At 53.9% G+C, this 20,650-nt stretch carries 20 protein-coding genes; 5 read left to right on the forward strand and 15 right to left on the reverse strand.

The annotated features are described in order from the left end of the window. The first annotated feature begins 159 nt into the window (after positions 1 to 159). The gene (locus AC4IE8_RS10960) at positions 160 to 585 is read left to right on the forward strand and encodes a YbaN family protein (protein ID WP_490791012.1); all 426 of its coding nucleotides are present in this window, start codon (positions 160 to 162) and stop codon (positions 583 to 585) included. 21 nt (positions 586 to 606) lie between these two features. Here AC4IE8_RS10960 and AC4IE8_RS10965 read toward each other — a convergent pair whose 3' ends face one another. The 7 genes from AC4IE8_RS10965 to AC4IE8_RS10995 form a co-directional block, all read right to left on the reverse strand. After that, positions 607 to 1,776 carry a cytochrome c peroxidase gene (locus tag AC4IE8_RS10965; RefSeq protein ID WP_083225975.1) on the reverse strand — a complete coding sequence of 390 codons (1,170 nt, stop codon included), beginning with the start codon at positions 1,774 to 1,776 and terminating at the stop codon, positions 607 to 609. A 170-nt stretch (positions 1,777 to 1,946) separates the two neighbouring features. Further along, a complete protein-coding gene (locus AC4IE8_RS10970; protein ID WP_068988744.1) occupies positions 1,947 to 2,891 on the reverse strand; it encodes an isoaspartyl peptidase/L-asparaginase family protein in 945 nt (314 codons plus the stop codon). Positions 2,892 to 3,079: 188 nt separating this feature from the next. Beyond that, positions 3,080 to 3,283: a SlyX family protein gene (locus AC4IE8_RS10975; RefSeq protein ID WP_490791013.1), complete on the reverse strand. Its 204-nt coding sequence runs from the start codon at positions 3,281 to 3,283 to the stop codon at positions 3,080 to 3,082. Between the two features lie 14 nt (positions 3,284 to 3,297). Further along, entirely contained in the window at positions 3,298 to 3,633 is a 336-nt protein-coding gene (locus AC4IE8_RS10980) for an ArsR/SmtB family transcription factor (protein WP_068988749.1), read from the reverse strand. Between the two features lie 2 nt (positions 3,634 to 3,635). Beyond that, positions 3,636 to 4,502, reverse strand: a complete 867-nt coding sequence (locus tag AC4IE8_RS10985; RefSeq protein WP_068988751.1) for a response regulator — start codon at positions 4,500 to 4,502, stop codon at positions 3,636 to 3,638. Between the two features lie 85 nt (positions 4,503 to 4,587). After that, the gene (locus AC4IE8_RS10990; protein WP_490791014.1) at positions 4,588 to 6,939 is read right to left on the reverse strand and encodes an ATP-binding response regulator; all 2,352 of its coding nucleotides are present in this window, start codon (positions 6,937 to 6,939) and stop codon (positions 4,588 to 4,590) included. Between the two features lie 52 nt (positions 6,940 to 6,991). Then, on the reverse strand, positions 6,992 to 7,459 hold the full coding sequence (locus AC4IE8_RS10995; protein WP_068991512.1) for a peroxiredoxin: 468 nt from the start codon (positions 7,457 to 7,459) through the stop codon (positions 6,992 to 6,994). A 397-nt stretch (positions 7,460 to 7,856) separates the two neighbouring features. Here AC4IE8_RS10995 and AC4IE8_RS11000 point away from each other — a divergent pair, with 397 nt between their 5' ends. Further along, a complete protein-coding gene (locus AC4IE8_RS11000; RefSeq protein ID WP_068988754.1) occupies positions 7,857 to 8,939 on the forward strand; it encodes an XrtA/PEP-CTERM system-associated ATPase in 1,083 nt (360 codons plus the stop codon). Positions 8,940 to 9,098: 159 nt separating this feature from the next. Here AC4IE8_RS11000 and AC4IE8_RS11005 read toward each other — a convergent pair whose 3' ends face one another. From AC4IE8_RS11005 to AC4IE8_RS11015, 3 genes are all read right to left on the reverse strand, one after another. Next, entirely contained in the window at positions 9,099 to 9,323 is a 225-nt protein-coding gene (locus AC4IE8_RS11005) for a hypothetical protein (RefSeq protein ID WP_068988756.1), read from the reverse strand. Between the two features lie 210 nt (positions 9,324 to 9,533). After that, positions 9,534 to 12,617, reverse strand: coding sequence for a bifunctional diguanylate cyclase/phosphodiesterase (locus AC4IE8_RS11010; protein WP_490791015.1), 3,084 nt, complete (start codon positions 12,615 to 12,617; stop codon positions 9,534 to 9,536). Between the two features lie 412 nt (positions 12,618 to 13,029). After that, positions 13,030 to 14,139 carry a PilT/PilU family type 4a pilus ATPase gene (locus tag AC4IE8_RS11015; protein ID WP_068988765.1) on the reverse strand — a complete coding sequence of 370 codons (1,110 nt, stop codon included), beginning with the start codon at positions 14,137 to 14,139 and terminating at the stop codon, positions 13,030 to 13,032. 143 nt (positions 14,140 to 14,282) lie between these two features. On the opposite strand from AC4IE8_RS11015, the gene AC4IE8_RS11020 reads away from it, so the two are divergent. Both AC4IE8_RS11020 and AC4IE8_RS11025 read left to right on the forward strand, forming a co-directional pair. Continuing rightward, on the forward strand, positions 14,283 to 15,101 hold the full coding sequence (locus AC4IE8_RS11020; RefSeq protein ID WP_490791016.1) for an MOSC domain-containing protein: 819 nt from the start codon (positions 14,283 to 14,285) through the stop codon (positions 15,099 to 15,101). Further along, positions 15,091 to 15,642: a DUF1415 domain-containing protein gene (locus AC4IE8_RS11025; RefSeq protein WP_068988774.1), complete on the forward strand. Its 552-nt coding sequence runs from the start codon at positions 15,091 to 15,093 to the stop codon at positions 15,640 to 15,642. Before AC4IE8_RS11020 ends, AC4IE8_RS11025 begins: the two co-directional genes overlap by 11 nt. Here the strand turns inward: AC4IE8_RS11025 and AC4IE8_RS11030 are convergent. From AC4IE8_RS11030 to argH, 5 genes are all read right to left on the reverse strand, one after another. Beyond that, positions 15,613 to 16,770, reverse strand: coding sequence for an FAD-dependent oxidoreductase (locus tag AC4IE8_RS11030; protein ID WP_490791017.1), 1,158 nt, complete (start codon positions 16,768 to 16,770; stop codon positions 15,613 to 15,615). The two genes, AC4IE8_RS11025 and AC4IE8_RS11030, sit on opposite strands and share 30 nt — an antisense overlap. 40 nt (positions 16,771 to 16,810) lie before the next feature. Next, complete coding sequence (locus AC4IE8_RS11035; protein ID WP_068988782.1) at positions 16,811 to 16,981, reverse strand: rubredoxin; 171 nt, start codon at positions 16,979 to 16,981, stop codon at positions 16,811 to 16,813. A 139-nt stretch (positions 16,982 to 17,120) separates the two neighbouring features. Further along, positions 17,121 to 17,486, reverse strand: a complete 366-nt coding sequence (locus tag AC4IE8_RS11040) for a nucleotide pyrophosphohydrolase (RefSeq protein WP_083225976.1) — start codon at positions 17,484 to 17,486, stop codon at positions 17,121 to 17,123. A gap of 33 nt (positions 17,487 to 17,519) precedes the next feature. After that, positions 17,520 to 17,888 carry a VOC family protein gene (locus tag AC4IE8_RS11045; protein WP_068988784.1) on the reverse strand — a complete coding sequence of 123 codons (369 nt, stop codon included), beginning with the start codon at positions 17,886 to 17,888 and terminating at the stop codon, positions 17,520 to 17,522. Continuing rightward, a complete protein-coding gene (gene argH / locus AC4IE8_RS11050; RefSeq protein WP_068988786.1) occupies positions 17,885 to 19,279 on the reverse strand; it encodes an argininosuccinate lyase in 1,395 nt (464 codons plus the stop codon). The genes AC4IE8_RS11045 and argH overlap by 4 nt, the downstream gene beginning before the upstream one ends. 245 nt (positions 19,280 to 19,524) lie before the next feature. On the opposite strand from argH, the gene AC4IE8_RS11055 reads away from it, so the two are divergent. After that, positions 19,525 to 20,613 carry a sensor histidine kinase gene (locus tag AC4IE8_RS11055; protein WP_083225977.1) on the forward strand — a complete coding sequence of 363 codons (1,089 nt, stop codon included), beginning with the start codon at positions 19,525 to 19,527 and terminating at the stop codon, positions 20,611 to 20,613. The last annotated feature ends 37 nt before the right edge of the window (positions 20,614 to 20,650 follow it).

The raw sequence follows: 20,650 nt of genomic DNA on the forward strand, positions 1-20,650 counted from the left end.
ATGGGGCTGTTGATTGTATCAATGAGCAACCAATGGCTATGCTAGATAAAGTAGAGCGTTGCTGCAAACTAACTACTGCATGTCATGGTCTATAGTGTGGATCTTAGATTTCCGCTTGGGAGTCCATTTTGTATTTGAGGATTGGTCTTGGATGAGTCTATGAGTGAAGTCAAACAGGCTGACAACAGCAGACAGGCTATACATCCAGTGTCGAGAGCTTGGATGCAGATAGCCGGCTGGGGTCTGTTCATACTCGGTGCTGTCGGTATTGTGCTTCCCCTGTTACCTACCACCATATTCTGGATCGGTGCGGTCTGGTGCTGGTCGAGAAGTGCGCCGCATCTGACAAAGCGCATTTTGGCGCACCCACGGTTTGGGCAGCCGGTCTATCTCTTTATCACTTATGGACAGATCTCGCGTATGGGCAAATGGATGGCGGTGCTGGGCATGAGCCTCGGTTATGTCATCTTTCAGTTGGTCGGCGGTCCGGGTTGGCAGCTCTCACTGGCGGTGCTACTGCTTCTGACCCTGGTTGCAATCTGGCTCTGGCAGCGCCCGGAGCCGACCCTTTCCCGTCAAGGTTAAACCTGAACCCACGGATTCAGGTTAAAAATAGCCATCCGTCAGGGTGAGCATGAAATTGACCAGATCCGCTCGCTCCTGATCGCTGAGATTCAAGCCTTCGAAGGTCCCTGCATTCATCTCTGCAGCGATATTCGGATCATTCACTTCCGGGGTGATGAACAGATTGGCCACTTGAATATCGTAGTGCAGGACTACCTCTTCCAGTGTCTCATAGACCCCATTGTGCATATAGGGGGCGGTTAACTCGACATTGCGCAGTGTCGGGACTCTGAATTTACCCCGCTCCGCCGCCTCGTCACCGCTCTCAATGGCGCTGCTGGCGCCCAAACCTTCATCGACAAAACTGTTGTCTGCAATGTTGGCGGGATTTTGCGGATTACTTGGTGTGCCAATGTTGTAGTAGCGGAAATTGGTGAACAAGGACTCCTCGGAGGTTGTCCCCAGGGGGTGGCAGTTGGCGCATTTGGATTTCGTGGCATCCTGGAACAGCTCGAAGCCACGCTGTTCCGATGCAGTGAAGCTGTAGTCCCCGTTCAGAAAGGCATCGAATTTCGAACTGAAGGGATTGACCTCGTCGGATGACTCAAAAGCCGCGATCGCTGTGGCGATATTATGGTAGGCGGTGTCGGTATCGTTGAAGGCGTCTTCACCGAAGAGTGCGGTGAACTCATGGGCATAGTCGGAATTCTGTACCTTGCCGACCACTTCTTCAGCAGAGGCATTATTCATTTCCAGAGGATTCAGGAATGGTCCTTTGGCCTGGGTTACCAGGTCGAGGGCCCGGCCGTCGAGAAACTGTCCTCCCTCATACTTTGAATCGGTTTCCGGAGTCTGGGCTGCGGCCGCAACGGTAGTGAATGAGGGTGTAAAGGCGGCATAGGCAGCCGTTGGTGCATTGCGATCTCCAAAGGTCCCGCCCACGGAGCCCTCAGAAACAGGAGCGTTAACGGTCACCCTTGGGTCGGCAAAGCCACTATCCGGATCGTGACAACTGGCACAGGCCTGGTTGCTGCCGCTTGAGAGGTTGGTATCAAAGAAGAGCTTTCTGCCCAGCGCCTCCATGGTGACCTGGCTGTTCTGGTCGGTATTGCTGTCCGTGTCGGTGCTGTCTCCACCCCCACCTCCACCACCGCCGCAGGCCGTGATTGCCAAAGTCAGACATAGTGCACACAAGCTTTCCCATCTTGACATGGATCCACCTCGAATCGGGATTAATCTCTGGATTACGTGGATAGATGTAATGGGGCTTGAAAGATTAGGATTTGATTTCGATCAAGAGTTGTCGGTTAAATCGCTTAACCATAACATTATTGTGGGATTGGTCACACTCCATAGTCATTTAGCGATTAAAAAAGTAAGCGCTAATCAAAGCCGACCATGGATTCAGCAGACTTTTCGATCCAGCCATGGATCAATTTTTTAGTCGTCAGACCACGACTGCATTGGCCGTTTTTGTCGACCACAATCACGCCACCTCTGCCCTGGACCTTGCGTTTGAAATAGTCGATGCCGGCTGCCGTGGCCTGCACACCATCCAACGTCTTCATCAGCATCAAGTCTGAGATCGTCTTACCAATCAGGGTGCGCATGAAATCTTCTCCATAACCGGTTGCCGAAACCGCACAGGTTTCGTTGTCGGCATAGACTCCCGCGCCGACGATCGGTGAGTCACCAACCCGTCCCATGGATTTGTTGACCATACCGCCGGTTGATGTGGCGGCAGCCAGATTTCCCGTGAGATCCCTGGCAACTGCTCCAATAGTGCCATATTTCTGCGCCTCGTCCTCACTATCCGTTTCATCGTGATCGAGCACGATTTTATCGTTCAGTCGTGCCTGCTCGAGCTGTGCAATTCGCTCCGGTGTGTAGAAATAGTTGTCTGGGGTCTGTTCGATGCCGCATTGATCAGCAAAACGCAGGGCGCCCTCTGCAATCAACATCACATGCTCACTTTTTGACATCACTTGATGGGCGAGTTGAATCGGATTGGCGATATTTTGCACGGCAGCCACTGCACCGGCAGAGAGGTCACGGCCATCCATGATCGCTGCGTCCATCTCGACCTTGCCGAGTTCATTCAGTACCGATCCTCGACCGGCGTTGAAGAGCGGATCATCTTCCAGTAGCGTTGCGCAGGTCGCAACGGTTTGCAGAGCCGAGCCACCCGATTCAAGTACTTCCCGTCCATGTTCAAGAATGCGGTGAATACTCTGACGGTATCGGCTTGCGGTCTTAGGGTCCTTGAGACTCTCCAGCATTCCCGCGCCGCCATGTATCATTAACGAATAGTGACCATTCTCGGCCATTTATTACCCCTGGTTGGATCGGTTGTTTAATCATATAGGCTATTTCAGAGACCGAGATCCGAGGTTTTTACAAAGGTTATTGGCTCGGTTGGAAATCTGTAGGTCCGGATCGGGGAGGGGCTGAATGGGTTTTACAGACTTTGTGCTGTCGTCTGTAAATGGACCTTACCGGTTGCTGGCTGGGACAATCAATAGTGCGGTGGTGGTGGCTCGGCTTCTGAAGATTGTAGTGGTGATGGCTCCAATGCCTTCAGTTTCTCTTTGAGCGCTTCAATTGCCGCTGTCAGGCGGTCAATTTTTTCCTGCTGAAGCGCTACGGTTTCACTCAGGGAGTGGATTGCCTCGTCCTGAAAGGCAATTCGACTCTCCAGTTCAACAATCTGTTCATCCATTTCAGTTCAGCCCGCTATCTTGGGTAGCGGTCATCAAGATTTGCCGGACACAGCACATTACGCATGATACCGATTAGCTCAAGCAGTTGGTGATTGCGGATCCGGTAGTAGATCCGGTTCGCCTCCTTGCGGGAGACGACGATATTCTTGTTGCGCAACTGCTCCAGGTGTTGGGATATATTGCTCTGAGAGGTGCCGGTGCGTTCCACAATCTCTCCGACTGAGAGTTCGTTTTCCCCAAGTGAGCAGAGTATTTTCCATCTTAACGGATGCGCCATGGCCTTGAGCGCATTGGCTGTCAGCGAAGTGTCTTCCTGTTCAGCAGGGCGAGGATCAAGCGGCTCGTTCATTTTTACACTCCTTGGGAAGCGGAACTGGTTATATCATTTTCACGCACATAACCGGTCATGTCTTTGGCAATACATATTATATGCTGGATTTCGTCGTTGCTGTCTTTGACCGCCGTACGGGAAAACAGAATCGGTACGCGTCGTTCGTCCTTGGCGATGAATCTGGCCTCGATGCGGCTTAATGCACCGGTGCGGATCAGGGCTTCAAGCCAAGTGCCGAAAAAAGCCCCGGCCTGCTCCTCTTCCTCCTCTTCGAAGACGTCACCAATCGAGAGTTGCAAAAGATCAGCCTCATTGTAATCGAGCATCCTGCAGGCGGCCGGATTGGCTGATTCGATCTCGCCTTGTGGATTGAGTACCAGCAGGGCCTCACCCATGTGGGTGATGATGTTCTCCAGGTGCTGTTTGGCAGAGGCGAGTTCCTCCGTTCGTTCAGCGACTTTCTGCTCGAGAATCTTGTTCAGCTCCCGCTCTTTTTCAATCAGTCGAAAGTAGGTACTGATCTTGTTAAGAAGCTGATTGTCATCGATCGGTTTGAGCAGATAATCGACACCGCCGACTTCATAGCCTTTTTGCTGAAACTCTTCTGTTTTGAATGCAGCGGTAAGAAAGATGATGGGAATATGCTTGGTCTTCTGGCGGATTTTCAGCATCGATGCGGTTTGAAAGCCGTCCATCTCAGGCATCTGTACATCGAGTATGATGAGATCGATTGCTGGATCCTTGATCGCAATATCGAGCGCCTGCTGACCGGAGATGGCCTCCAGTATCTCCACATCCATGTAACGCTGCACCAGGGTGCGAAGCGTAAACAGGTTATGTTCGTGGTCATCCACGATGAGCAGTTTGAAACCTGAGTATCTTTTCATACTGAACAACAAGTCGCTGTGTTTATATTTGCCATTGCCAGGTCAAGCTTGCCGTGTGGTTGTCTGTTTGAGATGGCTGCTTGTGCTACCCCAGATAGGTACTGAATACCAATTTGAGGTGTTCCGTATCCACGGGTTTAGCAAGTATCTCGTTGGCACCGGCATCCAGGCTTTTACTGCGGTCTTGTGCCGCATTCTTGGCGCTGAGAACGATGATACCCAATTCAGTCAGTCCCATCTTCTCACGGATATGTCTGATCGTATCATAGCCATCCAGTTCAGGCATCATGATGTCCATCAAAATCAGGCTGAAATCCTGTTCTTCATTGAGCGTTTCAATCGCCTCCTGGCCATCCCCGGCAGCCACCACCTCGAATCCCCAGGACTCCAGTTGCGGGGTCAGCGCCAGCAGACTCTGCAGGTCGTCGTCGACCACCAGGATGCGGTGACCGAGAAACGGGGCGGATATTTTATCGGCGATCGGCTGGATGCTGGGAGTCGGTTTCGATCTGCGCACCAGATCCGTCTCTTCGCTGGCTTCGTAGTGCTCGACTTGAGAGCTGGGGTGCGCTTCGTAATCGAATGCCGTTGGCAGGCAGAGGGTAAATCTGGAGCCTTGGCCCTCGTCACTCTGCAGGGTTATCTCGCCGCCCAGAAGTCTCGCCAATTCCCGGCTGATACTCAATCCCAGTCCACTGCCCCCGTACTGTCTGTTGGTGGAGCCGTCGGCTTGTTTGAACGCTTCAAAGATCAGCTCCTGTTTGTCGCTGGCGATACCGATGCCGCTGTCCTCCACGGTCAGGCAGATGGGTTGCCGGTCCGAGTCCTGATTGAGCCGGGCGCTCAGGGTGGCGCCACCGATATGGGTGAATTTCAAGGCGTTGGAGAGAAAATTCTTCAGGATCTGGCGTACTTTTTCCTGGTCAGAGAGGAAGTTTTCGGGCAGTTGATCATCGATCTCCAGCTTGAGAAAGAGCCCATGATCATCAAACTGGGGCTTTACCAGATCGATCAGGTCATCCAGCAGCGCACGCAGGGAGATCTGCTGGACGGTGAAGCTGGCGCGTCCGGCCTCGATTCTGGAGAGGTCGAGGATATTGTCGATCAGTGTGCGTAGATCCTGGCCCGCCTCATGGATCACTTGCAGCTGTTTCTGTTGCTCCTTGCTCAGCTGTTCATTGGTCTCGTTGAGCATCTTGGAGAGCAGCAGGATTGAATTGAGGGGGGTTCTCAGTTCATGGCTCACATTAGCAAGAAACTGTGACTTGTAGCGATTCGACTCCTCCAGTTGTTGAGCGTGTTGTCGCTGCTGTCGTGCCTGCTGGGCATGGGTTTCCGCCAGTTCCGTCAGTTGCTGGCCCAGCTGTTTGATCTCACTGGAGCCGCGCCAATCGAAGCGCACCGCATCGTCCTGCCTGAGCACCCGCTCCATACCGTCTCTCAGCCGTTCGCCAAACTGTTCGCCTCGCAAGGCTATCCAACGTGCCACCAGGAGTAGTATGACCAGTGCAACCAGTACGATAGTCATCACTCTGGCGACCAGGACATTGCGGAATTTATCCATCGGAGAGGGGTCGACAGGGCGACCGACCCAGAGGGGGCCTGAGCCCTCAGTGGTGAAGAGCGGCACCCAGATGACCTGCCGTCCCCGGCCCTCCCAGAGAGTCAGGTTGCCCTCTTCGAACTGGCTTTGCAGGCCACTGAAGTCTTCAAACGCCTGTGCCTTGTCGATTCCCCTGAGGCGTTGTTCAAGGTAGTTGCCGTCATTGGTTACCCACAAGGTGTTGCGGTAGGCCCTTGCCATGCCTCCCACATCGATATTGATCACCACCGCACCGAGCGTGGTCACACGATCATTACTGTCAGGACCGAGAATCGGGCTGATCATACGCAGGGTCATGAAGCGGCGGGGGTCGAGATGGGCGACATTGGGGTTGAGACTGATCTTACTTGCCGCGACCCGGCCAAACTCCTGATTGACATTGCTCTTGAAGAAGCTCTCCGAGGGCATGTCGGGTTTTTTGATGGTCGGTTCCCATTGGCGGGTGCGATGGTTCAGTTCCAACCAGTAACGGGGATTGCCCCGCAGGTCGAGAAACAGAATCTGAAAGATGTCCTGGTGATCCTGCAGGATCCGGTTGATCCACTCGGTGTAGCGCACCCGTGCCACGTCGATCTTGCCGTTATCCCCATCCTGCTGCTGTCCGAGGATCAGGCCGGGCTCCGGCAGTTTGGCCAGCAGGCGCAGCATTTCGTTTCGACTGGCCAGATGTTCATCCAGGTCGCGAAAGTCAGCTCTGAGATTCTGCAGATAGGCTTTGTGGTAAAAGAATTCAAGTCTTTCGAGTACAAACGGCAGGTTGGTGAGCACCATGGCGGTTAATGGAGCAAAACCGAACAGAAACAGGGCAATCAGAATCTTGGTTCGGAGTTTCACTGGCTATCAACCGCCTTGCTGCTTGGATCCAATGGGTGCTTTATACAATGGTTTAGGTGATTTCCCTAATCAGGTCAATAACTTGTGCGGCGTGGCCTTTGGGTTTTACATCGTACAGGGAGTGCCGGATGATCCCCTGCTTATCGATAATGAAGGTGGAGCGCAGTATTCCCATGCGCTTTTCGCCGTTTTTCTCTTTCTCCCGCCATACGTCGTAGGCCTTGCAAACTTCACCCTCGGTATCCGCCAGAAGCTGGACCGTAAGGCCATGTTTGTCACGAAAGGCAGCATGACTGACACAGTTGTCCCGGCTGATTCCGATCACCTGAGTGTTAAGTTCGGTAAACTCATCCGTTAAATCAGATAATTCAACAGCCTCGATGGTACAACCTGTGGTGTCATCCTTGGGATAGAAGTAGATCACCAGATTCTGTTCTCCGAGAAATTGATCGGAGCGGATGATATGCATGTCCGAATCGGGTAACTCAAAGGATGGCGCTTGATCTCCAGGGTTGAGCATTGTGTCTCCTAGATGCTTATTTTCATTGTGTTTTTTGGTCATTTTTTAGCTGTAGAGAGAAACCTTCAGTGCCTTTTTGTTGAGTGGCGGCCCAGTCGGTCAAAGCCCACAGCTGTCACTACGCAAGATAGATGACTTGAACGAGTTCGGTCAACCATCCATTGAGCTATTTTTTTGCGCGGTTTTTCCCTGACGTGGAGCTTGCCTGTATCGCCTGAATTGAGTTGCAAGAGTAGGAATATGATCTGATTGGTTGCATAATGTAATTACCATATTTGAGATCTCTTCTGCCATGGACACCGGAAAATGAATCTTGTCCTCTGGTGACGGCGTTTTTTCAGTGGCTGGTTGCCTCTCAAGCAGGAAAGCAAAGAAACAACATGAAGGCCAAATAGATATGTACGATGATTTTTACAAACTGGAGGGAAAACCCTTCCAGCTGACTCCGGATCACAAGTTTTTCTTCAATAGTAAGGGTCATAACCGTGCCATGGCCTACTTGCGCTATGGCCTGGAGCAGGGTGAGGGTTTCATCGTCATCACCGGTGGGATCGGAACAGGCAAGACGACCCTGGTACGCAATCTATTCGATGAGCTGAGTAGCATGAATGTCATGGCGGCTCAATTGGTCACTACTCAGGTTGACCCGGAAGATATGCTCAGGATGGTATGTGCCTCTTTCGGTCTGGCCCACGAAGGTCTCAACAAGGCAACCCTGCTGCATAATCTCGAAGCCATTGCCCGTGCCCGACACGCGGAAGGCAAGCAGATGCTGCTGGTGGTGGATGAGGCCCAGAACCTGCCCGCCAGGTCTGTTGAAGAACTGCGTATGCTGTCCAATTTCCAGGTCAACAACAGGGCCTTGGTGCAGACCTTTCTGCTCGGTCAGGAGGAGTTTAAGCGAACCCTGCAGAGTCCGGGTATGGAACAGGTCCGACAACGGATTATCGCCTCCTATCATCTGGATCCACTGAGTGTGGAAGAGACTGAAAAGTATATCGTGCATCGTCTGCAGCTGGTGGGCTGGCAGCAGGATCCAAGCTTCGCTGACGGGGTGTTCAAGATGATTTTTGAATTCACCGGCGGTGTGCCCCGGCGTATCAATGCGATGTGTGACCGACTGATGCTGTTCGGTTGTCTGGAAGAGATGCATGAGTTGGACAAAGATGCTGTACTCTCGGTGATGCATGAGCTGGAGCAGGAGGTCAGCTTCAATCCGCCGGTCGATGAGAAGCAGCAGGGTCCCCAGCTGGCATCAGTATCACCACTGCATCCCGGCGCGGCAGGCAGCAACAATCAAGCGGTTGCGTCGCAGCAGGCTGCACAGCCGATGGCCGATGCAGAAGAGCTCATCTATCGTATTCAGGATCTGGAAAAGGAGCTCAGTACTCTGAAGAAGACCCTGCGAAATGAACAGAAATTGCTGCGCAAGGCGATACTACTGCAGATGGATCTGGATGAATATGACGATCTCGACTGAGAGTGATTGAAGCAACATCCGATACGTTGATCCTCAGCCGCTGAGTGTCTCACTTCTTCTTCACACAGATAGCCACTTCAAGCTTGCACTGACGGCGATTGGCAAGGGATCCCTTGTGGCCGGACACCCAGGGGTGCCTTTTTATCTGCCGGGTCGGGATCAGTCGAGCGCCGGGCCGATGATGGCCTCAACCGTTTCAAATCCTCGTGCCTCCAGCGCTTCGGCGATCTCCTCCCAATCGTAGTCGGCATTGCTCTCCTCCGCGTGGGCGATGATGCCTGTGGCAAATCGATAGGCTTCATTACGATCCAGATCGTGGGGAACCTTGACCAGGCGAATCTGTTCGGGTCTTGAGCTTGGCAATACCATATAGGTCTCATTCATCAGTATGCTGCCTCATATTCTGCGGGGTGATGCTATCCGGTTCCGTCCTACTATACCCCAAATGGTCGCTCCGACTGAACATGGCCCATTCAGGTGCCGGATTACTAGGGCCTGTCAACACGAATCCAATACGCCCTGTTGTGCCTGAAAAAGTGCCAATCAAGGCGCGAGGAGTGCAGTTTGGGCGTGGATTCCGCTAGGCGATCGCTTTCAATGGCCGGTTGATACTTCAACCAGCTGTTTGTAGTGGTTTGAAGAGAGCAGTTCAGTGATCACCAGCGGCGGCTGGGGTCTGGAGAATAGATGGCCCTGACCTTCGTCACAGCCGATCTCACAGAGAAAGTGAAGCTGTCTGTGGTTTTCCACACCCTCCGCCAGAATGTTCAAACCCAGACTTTTACCCATCGCGATCGCTGTACAGATGATGCTGCGGTCCTGTTCATCATGCTCAATATTCTGGATGAATGACTGGTCGATCTTCAGGGTTGTGACCGGCAGGCGTTTGAGGCGATAGAGAGAGGAGACGCCAGTGCCGAAATCATCGATCGAGAGGGTGAACCCGAGGTCCACCAGTTGATCCCAGAAAGGATCATCGAAGGGCTTTTCCAGCAGACCGCTTTCGGCAATTTCAAGTTCGATTTTGTGTGGGCTGACGCCGCTCATTTCAACGGTGCGACAGATCTGATCATAGGCGTCACTGCTATTGAAGGTGTGGGTGTCGATATTGATTGCCATGCGACCGGGGTTCAGACCCTGATCCAGCCAGGAGTGCATCTGACTGCAGGCTTCATTGATCACCCAGTGGGTGATCTCCCGCATCACGCCCGCATCGTGGGCAACACTGAGAAACTCACCTGCGGACAATAGTCCACGCTGCGGATGTTGCCAGTAGAGCAGGGCTTCGAAGCCGGTCGTCTCACCTGAGTAGAGGTCGACCTTGGGTTGATAACGCAGCAGAAATTCGTCATTCATCAGTGCGGTGTGGAGGTCGATTTCGAGTTTGAAACGATTTTCCTCTTTTTTCGCCATCGCCTTGGTGAAGTAGTGATAGCCGTTTCGTCCCTCACGTTTGGCCATATACATGGCTGCATCGGCATTTTTTAACAGGGTAGTGGTGTCATTGCCGTCATCCGGATAGATGGCGATGCCGATGCTGGTGGTGATATGCAGCGTGTGAGGTTCCAGATTGATCGGCTGGCTCAGCAGACTGATGATTTTTCGAGCGACTCTGGCCGGTGCGTCATCCTGGTGAATGTCTTCCAACAAGACGATGAACTCATCACCGCCGAGACGTGCCACTTCATCATTGTTGCGCACTGCCTGGTTGAGTCGCTCGGCGCTTATCTGCAGAACCTTGTCCCCCATGTCATGGCCCAGGGTGTCATTGATTTTTTTGAAACGATCCAGGTCGAGATAGAGCAGGGCGCATTGGGTGTTGCGGCGTTCGGTGTGTGCCAAGGCATGATCGAACATCTCCAGGAAGGCGGCACGATTATGCAGCTGGGTAAGTGGATCGGTATAGGCCAGATTGTGCAACGCCATCTCATGTTGGCGCTTCTCCGTCACATCACTGAAGGTTGCCACATAGGAGTTGATACTGCCCGCTTTTCCCAGAACGCTGGTGATGCGTAACAACTCCGGATAGATCTGCCCGTTTTTGCGGCGATTCCAGATCTCTCCTTCCCAATGACCATCAAGAATGAGTCGGTCCCACATCTCCTCATAAAAAAGGTCATCATGCTGACCTGACTTGAGGATGTTGGGCCGCTTGCCGAGAACCTCCTCTTCCTGGTAACCCGTGATCTGGCTGAACGCTTTATTGACGGCTTCGATCTTTGCATCGGCATCAGTGACCATTACCCCTTCCGCCAGAGAGTTCAAGGCGATATCGCTGCGGTATTGTCTGCGCTTGGTTTCATGTTCCCGGGTAATGTCGCGAAACAGCACCACAGATCCGGTTAGGCTACCGTTTGTCCAGGTCGGCGAGCAGACGATACTGGTGCGGATGGTTCTGCCGTTGTGGCATTTGAAGTGTAACTCTTCACTGTTACAGTGATCGCCGCTGAGATTGTGCTGCAGAATCACACAGGGTTGATTCGCCAGCGATTTGCCTTGCTCGTTGCAATGGAACAGCTGATGGGCGTTCTGCCCAAGCAGCTGATGCTTTTTATACTTTAGAATGGCACAGGCTTTGGGATTGACGTAGTTGATGTTGCCCCTGGTGTCGGTTACGTACATCCCCTCCGCCATATGGTCGGAAATTGTCTGCAGTCGTTTGTTGGTCTGTAACCAATGGTTGAAGGCGTAGAGTGCAAGGGATGTGAGTATGATGCCGATCAATAAAAGGGTCAGGTGTTTGCTGCGGAGGTTGCGCAGTTCAGTAACGGCGGAGTAACTGAGAATATAGCCGCTAGCCATCTGCCGGTTGTCCCAAAGCGCCTGCAGGCTGACGATGAAACACTCATCGGCTTTAATGCAGACCTCCTCGGTGAAATCCTGATTCTGATCCAGTGCAAGATGGAGTGATGCGTTCGTCTCCAGCTGAGCCTCGATTTTGTTCAGTGAGCTGAGCTGGTCATGATTCTGCCTTGTCACTTCGAGCAGCAGACTGGGATTGATTCTTGTTGTCCGATAGCGTGGATACAGCTGGGGATTGGTTACCGTTTCATACAGATCCTGTTTTAAAACCAGCAGGAAATGGGTGTCACGCATAGTGCTCAATTGGTTGAGAGTTTTGCGAATCGCTTCGAAGGCGACTCCGAAATCGATGATCCCCACCATCCGATCCTGATGTATGATCGGAAAGGCGAATCTGTGGCTTGGATTGGCTGGATCATATTCGAGCATTCCGCCCTGGGGGAATCCATTCAATACCCCCTGCAACATCGGACGATGCTCAATAACCTTGTCGCCAAATTTCCCGGGTTGATCGAAACGTAGAAAGACCCGACCGTCTGGGAGTATGAATTGCAGGCCATGGATACCCTCTTGCTGCAGGTGTTCATAGCTTGTGATGAAGCGCTGAAAGAGACGGCTGCGTAACTCGCTCTTTTGTTTGTCGTCGCTGCTTGCCGCCGCCAGCAGGGACGCTGTCGGTGGCTGATTGAACCGATCTTTATAGAAAACTTCGATAATCCGCCGATAGCTTTTCAGAGCGGTGGTAACGGCTGTCTGCCGGGTTGCCTCGGCCCGCTCAAGCTGATGATCGATCTCCCGCCAATAGTCAAAAAGCAGCAGACTGGCCTCCGCACCTATCAGGAAGATCAAAGCCGCTATGAATTTAACGGAATTCAATCTGCCTCTCCTGGTAAGCGTCAACAGACGCCGGCTGCAGGTCAGTGAAAAAGCAGTAGTGTGCCGCCATCAATAAGCGGAAGGTATGGGTCTGTTGCGATCGATATTCGATGTGGGATCTGCTGATCGTAGGCTTTCGATCTACCCACGACTGATGCAGAATGACTGGTATGAGTTCCAACACGAGAGTCCTCTTCTCTTTCCCTTTGGATTTCTATTTATTGACCGATCAGTAGGTCTTCCATAAATCCCTTAAACTATTGTAGGTTATTATCTGTAGTCGTTGCAGTGTTATCTGGCTAATGGCTAACACTTTTTTATACCCGTTTCGGGGATTTTCAACTGAGTGGCAATCACCCCCCTCCGCTTGAGGGGGTCTGAATGAGCGTTGCCACTCAACCTGCAGGCTGAATCAGAACTGGTCCTCGGCAACGCCTAAACCGCCAGGTGCTGCCACGCCATTGGTATCTGAGAGTCTGATCTTCAGTGACAGGTTGTTGCGGGAGTCTGCATGCGCCAAAGCCTCTTCCAGAGTGATTTTGCCCTCCTGGTAGAGTTTGTAGAGGGATTGGTCGAAGGTCTGCATACCCCGTTCGTTACCCTGTTCCATCACCTCTTTGATGGTATGGATGTCGCCTTTCTGGATCAGTTCGGAGATATAGGAGGTCAACAACAGTATCTCAACGGCAGGCAGTCGTTGGCCATTTTTGCCTTTCACCAGTCGTTGTGAAACGACCGCTCTCAGATTCAGCGAAAGATCCATGTAGAGCTGCTGGTGGGCCGTGTCCGGGAAGAAGTTGATGATCCGGTCCAATGCCTGGTTGGCATTGTTGGCGTGCAGGGTTGAGAGACAGAGGTGTCCTGTTTCCGCATAGGCAATGGCATGCTGCATGGTGAACATTTCCCGGATTTCACCAATTTGAATCACATCCGGCGCCTCACGCATGGCATTCTTCAGTGCATTCTCATAGGAGAGGGTATCGAGTCCGACTTCCCGCTGGTCGACAACCGACTTTTTGTGGGTGTAGAGATACTCGATCGGATCCTCGATGGTCAGAATGTGGCCGGTGCGGTTCTGGTTGCGATGTTCAATCATCGCTGCGAGGGTGGTCGATTTACCCGATCCGGTGGCACCAACGACCAGGATCAGCCCCCGGGGCTCCATAATGAGATCCTTCAGAATGATCGGCAGATTGAGTTTTTCAACCGGAGGAATAACGCCTTTGATGTAGCGAATGACCATCGCTGCATCGCCTCGCTGGCGATAGACATTGACCCGGAATCGACCCAGTGCATTGACCGAAATGGCAAGATTGCACTCATAAGTGGCCTCGAACTCCTTGATCTGATCATCACTCATGATGCCATAGGCGAGTTTTCTCACCTGACCTGACTGGAGCGGGGCCGTGCCTACCGGTCGTGTCTCACCTTCTGCCTTCAGATTGGGCGGGGCGCCTGTACTGAAAAATAGGTCTGATCCATTTTTTTGCACCATCAGTTTCAGATAGGGCACGATATCCATACAGTTCTCCTCCTGGGCGGATGGACATGTACACTTGTCCTTCGCTGGAATTGTTAAGTAGCAGATTCCATATCGGCAGATCCTCTCAGGAATGTAGCTAATTTTTTGTAAAATGATTAAAACACTCGAATATAGGAGGGTTAATGCCTACCCCGATCTGTTTGTCGGCTCTTCACTGCTATCCGGTGAAGTCCCTGAGAGGCGTGGCTGTTGATCGGTCCAGCGTGGATGGGTTTGGCCTGGTGCACGACCGGCGCTGGATGGTGGTGGATAGCGATGGGGGATTTTTATCTCAGCGGGAACTCCCCCGGATGACCCTGATTGGAGTCGAGGTCGAATCCGATGGGCTGCTGCTGACAGCTCCGGATATGCCTGGCTTACGGGTTGGCAGACCAACCTTTGCTGCGCCCAGAATCGAGGTTGAGGTTTGGCAGGATCGCCTCGAAGGTTGTGTGGTTGAACAGCAGGCTGATGCCTGGTTGAGTCGTTTTCTCGGTGTTGAGTGCCGTCTTGTCTATATGATGGACGATGTGAAACGTCAGGTGGATCAGCGCTATGCGGAGCCCAGACATCTCACGGCCTTCAGCGATGGCTTTCCTCTGCTGCTGGCCTCTGAGGCCTCGCTTGAGGAGCTCAACAGCCGGCTTGAGTCGCCCCTCTCCATGGCACGCTTTCGTCCCAATCTGGTGGTTTCGGGCACACAGCCCTACGCCGAGGATCAGTGGTCACGGATTCGTATCGGAACGATGGAGCTGAGACTGGTGAAGCCCTGTTCCCGTTGCAGCATTACAACCGTGGATCCCGCCACCGGGGTACGGGGCGCTGAACCGCTGGCCACCCTGGCCGCTTACCGACGACGGGGAAAACAGGTCTACTTTGGGCAGAATCTGATCTATGATCACCCGGGAGAGCTGAGCGTGGGGATGTCAGTGGAAATTCTGGAGTATCGTGATGAACAATGAAGCCGTACTGACAGCAACCCGATGCTGGGTGGAAGGAACGGTGGTGGGACTCAATCTATGTCCTTTTGCCGCTGTGCCGGTAGAGGCGGGGCGTATTCGCTATCTGGTCTGCCCGGAGTCCGATATGGATGGGATCTACCGGGCGATCCTGGCTGAATTTGAGACCATGCTCGAGCGGCAGGATGCCGAGGCCAGCCTGCTGATCGTGCCGGCAGGTCTGGAAGCGTTCGATGATTACCTGGATCTGCTGCAGGTGGTGGAGGAGGTGATTCCCGAAGCGGGCCTGGAAGGCAAGTTTCAGCTCGCCAGCTTCCACCCGGATTACCAATTTGATGGTAGTGATGAAAGCGATCCGGCCAACTATACCAATCGCTCTCCCTACCCCATGTTTCACTTCATCCGAGAGGAATCTTTGGCTGAGGCGCTGAAACACTACCCACAACCGGAGCTGATCCCACAGCGAAATATCGAGTTATTACGGGAGATGGGTCTGGAGGCCGTAGAGCAGCGATTAGCCCGTTGCCGGAAGAAGGGGGGGTAGCTGCTTGGTCAGTGACTGTTTGCGCTCCACATATTTGCCACTCAGGACAAAGCCACTCAGCTGACCTTGTGGATCGTGGAACAGGCACTCTGTGCCCTGCTGGTCCTGGTGGTTTTGCCAGTCCCCCGCCGCTCCGCGTTGTGGTGGCGCGATAACGATTGGATGCAAGGGTGTCTTGATCACCACCGGCATGGCCGGATAGACCACTTCGGTGGGCTCACCGGTGAGGGTCTTGGCCAGCGCACGCGCGGCGTTCATGATCGGCATCACATAGGGCAGGTTGAAACCGGCGACTTCGGCACAGTCTCCCAGTGCGTAGATTCGCTCGTGACTGGTTCTCAGCATGCGGTCGGTAACGATGCCCCTGGCTGTCTCCAGACCGGCCTCGGCAGCCAGCTGCATCTCCGGTAGCAGGCCAACGGCGGAGAGCACCAGATCACAATCGATAATGGAGGCATCCGTCAGGGTTAGCCGGTAGCGTTGACCCAATTGATCCATGATGGCGGCCGTCTGCTGCAGATGCCAATGGGCGCCGGCCTCTGTCATGGCCTGCTGCAGGGTTTTGCCGGTGATTGCCGGCAACAGGGTGCTGATCGGGTGGGGGTCCGGTCCGATCAGACTGACCTGATAGCCCTGACCCAACAGGTCGTTGGCAAACTCACAGCCGATCAGGCCAGGTCCGATGATCGCCACATGGGCGGGTGATTGGGGCAGCAGCTGCCTGAACCGGTGGTAGTCATAGAGACTGTTGACGGTGACTCGATGTTGCTCAGCATCACCACGCATGGCGGGAAGGATCGGTTTCGCCCCCAGAGCGAGTACCAGAAAAGTGTAGCTTGGCTCACCCTGGTCGGTGATCACCCGTTGGCGTTCGGTATCGATGGCGGTGACACGGCAGTTGGTGTCGATGCGCATCTTCAGCCGATCGCACATGCTCTCTGCCGTGGCATTGACCAGGTCCTGGCTCTGCTTGCCCTGTGCGAGGCCATTTGAAAGCATCGGTTTCGAGTAGAAATCTCCCGCATCCGCGGTGATCATCTGCAGTTCGATTGACTCATCGACGGCCCTGATCTCCCGGGCAAGGCTGTAGCCGGCCAGGCCGGAACCGAGAATCAGAATTTTTTCCATCTTCTTGTTTTTAAATAATCCGCTTTGGAGGTCCCAGCTCCTAGGCTACCATCTCCACCATCTCGAAGTCAGCTTTGCTCACACCACACTCCGGGCACTCCCAGTCATCCGGGATTTCGCTCCAGCGGGTTCCGGCAGCAATACCCTCTTCCGGCAATCCTTCGGCTTCGTCATAGATAAAGCCACAGACGATACATTGATACTTCTTCATAACTTCTCCCAACCTATTCCTGAGTGGATTAAAGGGTTTTGCTAAAAGATAGCCTGATACCCCTCTCCACTCCACCCTGCAAAGATTGGGGAAAGAGTAAAATCAGCCTTTGCGTGGCAGTTTGCAGCCTTGGTCTGAATCAGTCGTACTCATCTGACCGTCGGGCGTCACCACGCACCTTGTCGGCTGGGTAACGGGCTTCGTTAATGGCAATTTTCCGTTCCGTCGCATCGATCAGGTCGATATCCAGTCGTTCGGCGCAACGGATCAGATAGATCAGAATGTCAGCCATTTCCATGGCGACCTGCTGATGCTTATCGTCGGACAGATTCATGCTCTGTTCCTCAGTCAGCCACTGAAAATGTTCGACCAGCTCGGCACACTCCGCAATCATTGCCATGGTCAGATTTTTCGGGCTGTGGAACTGTTCCCAGTCCCGGGTTTGGGCAAACTGTTTGAGTCGATTGTTGAGGTTGTCCAGGGAGTCTTGGGACATGGCGGCCATCCTGGTGGTTGACAAAGCGTTGAAGTTTGATGGTCAGTCGATGGCAATCAGTTCAATGCCGTTCTGATCGGGGTCTCGACAAAACAGTGCGCGGCGTCCCGAGCGACTGAGGGTAAAGGGGATCCCGGCTGTTTCCAGTCTGCCTTTCAGTGCCTCGAAATCGGACACAAAAAAGGCGGTATGGCGATCCCGGCCACCATGCTCGGGGCGTCCCTCGAGCGGGTCAGGATTCGGCAGCTCCAGCAGATGGATCTGCTGCTCCCCCACCTGCAGCCAGGCCCCGGGAAAACCCAGCTCCGGGCGTTGCTCGTCGACGCTCAGTCCCAGCAGACCACAGTAGAAGTCGAGTGCTCTACCGGTATCGGCGACCAGCAGACTGACATGGTGGAGCCGGCTGATCATTTGCCCAATCGCTGACGGGCGCGTTGGATCGCCTGGCGGACCTGGGCGGGGGCCGTGCCGCCGATGTGATCCCTGGCCGAGACTGACCCCTCCAGGGTGAGAATCTCAAAGACATCCTCATCGATCTGATCGGAGAATTGCTGCAGCTCGGCCAGACTCATCTCCGACAGATCCCGGCTTTCGGCGACACCGAAGGCTACCGCCTTGCCAACCACCTCATGGGCATCACGGAACGGAATACCCTTGCGTACCAGATAGTCGGCCAGATCGGTGGCGGTGGCAAAACCCTGCATCGCGGCCTGGCGCATCGCCTGTTTGCGGCAACTGATGGCGGGAATCATTTCAGCGAAGACTTTGAGCGAGCCCTTCAGGTTGTCGACGGTGTCGAACAGGGGCTCCTTGTCTTCCTGGTTATCCTTGTTGTAGGCCAGGGGTTGACTCTTCATCAGGGTCAGCAGACCGATTAGATGGCCGTAGATACGTCCCGTCTTGCCGCGGATCAGCTCCGGCACATCCGGGTTCTTCTTCTGTGGCATGATCGATGAACCCGTACAGAAACTGTCTGAGAGTTCAACAAAGCCGAACTGGGCGGAGGACCAGATGATCAGCTCTTCCGAAAAGCGGGAGAGGTGCATCATCAGAATGCTGGCTGCGGCACAGAATTCAATGGCAAAGTCCCGGTCCGAGACCGCATCCAGGGAGTTTTCCGCCGGGGCGCTGAAGCCCAACAGCTGTGCGGTCATCTGACGGTCGATGGGATAGGTGGTGCCGGCCAGCGCGGCCGCCCCAAGCGGCATCACATTGACCCGCTGCTGGCAGTCGGCCAGTCGCTGCCGATCCCGCTCCAGCATCTCGAACCAGGCCATCAGGTGGTGGCCAAAGGTGACCGGCTGGGCGGTCTGCAGGTGGGTGAAACCGGGCAGGATGGTCTCTGCCTCCTGCTCCGCTTTATCCAGCAGTGCGTTTTGCAGTTTGCCAATTGCGATTCTCAGTGCATCGATCTCATCGCGCAGCCAGAGGCGGATATCGGTGGCCACCTGGTCATTGCGCGAGCGGCCGGTGTGAAGTTTTTTGCCGGCATCGCCGATAGCCTCGGTAAGCGCCGATTCGATGTTCATGTGGACATCTTCCAGTGAGACAGACCACTGGAACTCCCCCGCAGCGATGCGGCTTTGAATCTGTTCCAGGCCCTGGATGATGTCATCCCGCTCCTGTTCGCTGAGAATTCCCTGTTGCGCCAGCATGCGGGCGTGGGCGATGGAACCCTGGATATCGTAGCGATAGAGTCTGCGATCGAAATCCACCGAGGCGGTAAAGGCCTCGACAAAGGCATCGGTGGGCTCGTTGAAACGGCCGGACCAGGGTTTGGCTGTGAGGTGATTGTCGCTCATGAAGAACAATCCTGATTGGTTCTGAGGTGAAAACAGCGCGGATTATAACAGGGGGCGGGATTGGCCGCATTGCTGAGTCATATCGGTGTGGTTTGATGTATAGTGAAGAAAAACAGATGCTTAGCCTGAAGTTGTTGCTCTGGGGCAGATACGCCTAAAGGTCGAGCATCCGGTCGTTCTCTCAACAGGGTTGTCAGGGAGCCTGGTAAACGGGGATTGGGATCAGTTATAAACCGGTAGTGGACATGCCTAGGGATACCCAGCAGGAAAACAAAAAAACAGTTTCGTCAGAAAAGAGTAAGGTGCTCTTTTTACCCAACTTCTGCGCCATCCGGGTGGTCTTTGCAGTGGTCGTGATCTGTGAGCTGCTGGCGATCATCCTGAGTCTGGCGGCGGTGGAGCGGCTGGAGGATTTCATGATGCCTCTGAGCCGGATCTCACTGATGGTGCAGTGGATCGGTTTAAGCAGCGCAGGCTTGATCTGCCTGTTTCGCAAACAACTCAACAGTTTTGGCAACTGGGGGGCTGGAGTGGCCTCATTTTTGATTCTGATGGGTATGACTCTGTTCGTCTATCAGCTGATCGTGTGGCTGAACCTGGGACTCGACAGCGCTCAGCATAGCTCCGCAGACGCCTACACTGAGCTGTTACCCCGGGCACTGGCAATCAGTGCGATCGTCGGTGCTCTGGTGCTCCACTATCTCTATCTGCAACATCTGTGGCGCTGTCAGGAAGAGGCAGAAAACAGTGCCCGGTTACAGGCCCTGCACTCCCGGATTCGCCCCCATTTTCTGTTCAACAGTATGAATACCATTGCCAGTCTGACCCGCTCGGATCCCAAGCTGGCGGAAGAGGTGGTGGAGGATCTTGCGGATCTGTTTCGGGTCTCCCTGGGAGATGCGGCGCGCCCCTCCACCCTCGGCAGGGAGCTCGAACTGGCGCGACAATATCTGGGTATCGAACACTATCGGCTCGATGAGCGGTTGGAGGTGGTCTGGTCTCTGGATGAGGATCTTCCTGAACAGGCGTCGATACCACCGATGATTCTCCAGCCATTGCTGGAAAATGCGGTCTACCATGGTATCGAACCGGCCCCGGATGGGGGGCGGATCACCATCTCAGGTCACTATCGTCGTCAAAGGGTCAATCTGAGTATTCGCAATACCCTGCCGCAAGCGCATCAGACCAGTCAACGGCAGGGCAATCAATTGGCCATGGAGAATATTCGTGCCCGACTGTCCGGCGTCTACGACCTGGAAGCAAGTTTGACGGAAACCATCGTTGATGGTGACTATCAGGTGCGGCTGGTGATTCCCCATCCCTGGTGGGGGTAGTCTCACTCGTTATGGATTTTGTACCAATCCGAGTCAG

This window comes from Candidatus Thiodiazotropha sp. AKAK2, from assembly GCF_058244685.1.